Source organism: Olivibacter sp. XZL3, assembly GCF_004368405.1.
Taxonomy (GTDB): domain Bacteria; phylum Bacteroidota; class Bacteroidia; order Sphingobacteriales; family Sphingobacteriaceae; genus Olivibacter.
Window position 1 is genome coordinate 1 of record NZ_SBJH01000029.1, and the last position, 3,141, is coordinate 3,141.

The following is a 3,141-nucleotide window of genomic DNA, read 5'->3' on the forward strand; positions in this document are numbered from 1 at the left end:
CAAAAATTAATAAATTTATAACTCGAAAGTCTCCTTAAGGTTTCATCCTAATGTGTCTAATTTAGTTTGAAGACGTACACTTTAAAATAGATCCAGTGGGTACATATAATCTTTTTCAGTTGTATATCGTGAAAGTATAGTTAATAAGTACATCACCATTAGATTCTTCGATACCAAATTGCTCGTTATATGTCTTTTCGACAGAACCACCTATTTTTTTATCTCCAATTGCTAAGTTCCACCATTCTTCACCAAATTTATCTTTCAATATAATCTTTATCAATAAGCGAAGCCCATTTTCAATCTCGGAAATGATTGTTTTGGCTCTGTTCAATCGATAGCTATCGGTATTCTCCTGAAAATATGGCAGTTTTAACCATTCAACGGATTGACCTCTGCCGATTAATGATGCTGTATCAACCGATGATATGGCATATAAAATCTCCTTATCATTTTCATCAAAGGCCTTTACAGCATAGCTTTTGAAGGAAATTCCTTCATAAGGGTCGTTTTTAAAAAGGCCGCATAGAGATGCCATAATCGTTCCGATTTCTATTTTGATATCACCGCTATTTTTGGCATGGGGGTAAAACTCGCAAAGCAGAACGTTTTCATTCATACTTTGATCTCTTTCAGTTCTACTTTAGCAACACCTACATTAAATAAATGAACGTTCTCTAAGCATAGTTTCACCGTTTTCAAGACCGATGAGATTGTGAAGGTAACGCTTCCACCCTCAACATTAGTTTTATTCATGCAACACTTTTTATATTTCAACCCACTACCACAAGAGCAGGGGTCGTTTCGTTGAAATTTCATATTTTGCGTTTACACTAGTCAAACTCCTTTTTTGGGCTTTAATATGTTAAATAATAGATTAAATTGATACTAGCTTCGCTAGTTGAGATATTATTGTAATATGGGGCAATAATGTAGTAATCTTATTGTAGCATTCTAGTTGCAGGATGCAAGAAAACAAGGTCACTACCTTTATACACCAACAACTGTTGATACCTATTTCCCAACGCATCTTCAAATAAAAATACCAGGGAGTTTCCCGTATATTCAACAACCTCAATAAATACATCAGCTAGTGCATACGTGATTCCAAATTCAAATTGATAATTTACAGGTAGTATAACGTCAGAAATGATATAAGGGATGTCAATTTTATAGTCCTCGGGAAAATTATGCTGCACGGTCAGTTTCTGTAAAGGATTGTTTTTTATACTTATTTTGAATTTTACTGATCTTCCCTGTCCTGATTTAGTATAAGTTACATTTGACAGTTCCAACAATGGCAAATGTCCTTTCAAGAAATTCTCCTGCTCGATCCGTGTTATTTTTTGCTGCTCTTTCAAGGTTCTGCGCTGTAGGAGAAGTGTATATACTAAACCTATTGATGCTATAATCGCACCTATGGCCTGCATCCAATTTGGCACTTTATCCCAATCAATTGAGCTTTCATAACAATGAATAGCCCCTAAAATAAATACTTCTAAACTAATCGATAAAACCACCTTGCGCCTTTTTAACGAGCTTTAGTTCCGATTTTGGAAACCAACTTACTTTATGAGTTGCTTCCGCACCGACAAAATGAGAACATTGAATTTGTTCATTATCTATACCCTCAACCGTCATTTGCAGACCTCCATTTATTAACGGGTCTACATGTCTAACATAGTCGCCGATTTCTATTTCTTGATTTTCCATAGGGTAAATATCTCGATTTATTTCCAAAAAGAATAATTGTAAGGTGTCTTCACTTATTGTCACCAATTACGCATTTTTAGCAAATGTCTTTCGACTGTTGCGAAGTATTTATCTTCAATGAGATCTCGCTCAACATAATCACTATTCCAAAGCCCCGATTTTATTACTTTTTCATCTCTTGAACAGAGCCCAAGCCATGTTGGGGAACATTTATCAATCGGATACCTGTTGAAGTTAGATAATAACGCAATAGTATTCTGCTCAATTATTGCTCTGTCATTGTCTTTGGATGATGGCCCATCAACTTCAAGAACCGTAAAAGTCATCGCGTGTAAATATTTAGAAACCAAGACCTCCATTGCTTTTTCGACATCTTTTACCCCGCGGTCATTCTTCTTTGATCTGTCACCCCAATGTAGGTACACCAAACCAAATTTTTCAGCCAAGCTGTATCCTACCAATTTCCTAAAAACAGAGCCTCGGTGATTACCTGTAAAATCCCTATACCCTTTATGGTTATAAAGCCTTTTGTGCAAGGTGGCATTTGAATTTGCAATCGCTGCATGAGTTCCAATTCTCACAACTCTTGGCGTACTTGCATCGTCACGAGTTTCCCCATCTTCAAAAAAGAAATAAACACCTTTTTTGGGAAGGTGCTTTGATGATAATTTATCCAATGTCTGTTTAGGAAATTTCATTAATACTTGATTCAACAGGTTGTAAAAAGTATCAATATTTGATTGTCTGTTTGTCATCATTGATCTAGGCCAGTTTTAGATTATACCTCAAATTTACATAGGCATATTGAAATGAACGTCTTTTTTGTTATTCATTTTGGCCAGTTTCTATTTTTCCTATTCTAATACTATCTTTACACAATAGCCAAACCTCAAAAATCCTATATGGTCAAACTGATTCTAGCATTTTTTTATAAACATCCATCCGAAACATTTGATAGGTTTTTGGCTCTCTATTCAATCATTATTTGTTTTATCATTTTATTATTTGCAAAAATGGAAACTTTAAAAGGCATCTCGGCTGATACTATTTTTATTTGTTTTACCACGCTGTTTGTATCAATTTTGGTATTTTACCTTGGCCAATACTTTGATAGGCGAAGGCGCAAAAAGGAAGTTGATTTAAACTTAATCGCTATGTGTTTTCTTTCAAATGCACAGAAAGTTGCATACCATGCAAACGGTAAAAAAAACTATTACCGAGAGGAAATCATCGTTAACCTTGACATCCCGTCCGACGATCGTTTTCCCTCAAGATCGATCCCAAGAGGTGGCACCAATCCTGGCGGCACTGCCCCCCACTGCAATTGACCTCGGTTTCAAGATTACGACTGTAAATCGTCAGCAAAAAGTGGACACGATATTTTAAAAACTTAAGGAGTGTTTTCATCAAAAACGTTAGATTTAATTA

Annotated in this window: 6 protein-coding genes and 1 pseudogene; 1 reads left to right on the top strand and 6 read right to left on the bottom strand. The window is 35.5% G+C overall.

Annotated elements, in window-relative coordinates; translation table 11 throughout:
• Positions 1-115 precede the first annotated feature (115 nt).
• The 6 genes and pseudogenes from EPX21_RS07505 to EPX21_RS07525 form a co-directional block, all read right to left on the bottom strand.
• A complete protein-coding gene (locus tag EPX21_RS07505) occupies positions 116-619 on the bottom strand; it encodes a hypothetical protein (protein WP_134089055.1) in 504 nt (167 codons plus the stop codon).
• A complete protein-coding gene (locus EPX21_RS07510; protein ID WP_240768578.1) occupies positions 616-756 on the bottom strand; it encodes a hypothetical protein in 141 nt (46 codons plus the stop codon). Before EPX21_RS07510 ends, EPX21_RS07505 begins: the two co-directional genes overlap by 4 nt.
• Positions 757-774: 18 nt before the next feature.
• Positions 775-819 (bottom strand): annotated as a pseudogene (locus tag EPX21_RS23430) (SEC-C metal-binding domain-containing protein); the annotation flags it as partial.
• A 122-nt stretch (positions 820-941) separates the two neighbouring features.
• Positions 942-1,520, bottom strand: coding sequence for a hypothetical protein (locus EPX21_RS07515; RefSeq protein ID WP_134089057.1), 579 nt, complete (start codon positions 1,518-1,520; stop codon positions 942-944).
• Entirely contained in the window at positions 1,504-1,713 is a 210-nt protein-coding gene (locus tag EPX21_RS07520; RefSeq protein WP_134089058.1) for a hypothetical protein, read from the bottom strand. The genes EPX21_RS07515 and EPX21_RS07520 overlap by 17 nt, the downstream gene beginning before the upstream one ends.
• A gap of 59 nt (positions 1,714-1,772) precedes the next feature.
• Complete coding sequence (locus EPX21_RS07525; protein ID WP_134089059.1) at positions 1,773-2,471, bottom strand: hypothetical protein; 699 nt, start codon at positions 2,469-2,471, stop codon at positions 1,773-1,775.
• 144 nt (positions 2,472-2,615) lie between these two features.
• Between EPX21_RS07525 and EPX21_RS07530 the strand changes: the two genes are divergently transcribed.
• Positions 2,616-3,041 (top strand): hypothetical protein, encoded by a 426-nt coding sequence (locus EPX21_RS07530; RefSeq protein ID WP_134089060.1) that lies wholly within the window; start codon positions 2,616-2,618, stop codon positions 3,039-3,041.
• Positions 3,042-3,141 lie beyond the last annotated feature (100 nt).

What these genes read in the sequence shown, in the direction of transcription:
- EPX21_RS07505 (WP_134089055.1), bottom strand. Translation starts at nt 619, where the DNA reads ATGAATGAAAACGTTCTGCTTTGCGAGTTTTACCCCCATGCCAAAAAT.
- EPX21_RS07520 (WP_134089058.1), bottom strand. Translation starts at nt 1,713, where the DNA reads ATGGAAAATCAAGAAATAGAAATCGGCGACTATGTTAGACATGTAGAC.
- EPX21_RS07530 (WP_134089060.1), top strand. Translation starts at nt 2,616, where the DNA reads ATGGTCAAACTGATTCTAGCATTTTTTTATAAACATCCATCCGAAACA.
- EPX21_RS07510 (WP_240768578.1), bottom strand. Translation starts at nt 756, where the DNA reads ATGAATAAAACTAATGTTGAGGGTGGAAGCGTTACCTTCACAATCTCA.
- EPX21_RS07525 (WP_134089059.1), bottom strand. Translation starts at nt 2,471, where the DNA reads ATGATGACAAACAGACAATCAAATATTGATACTTTTTACAACCTGTTG.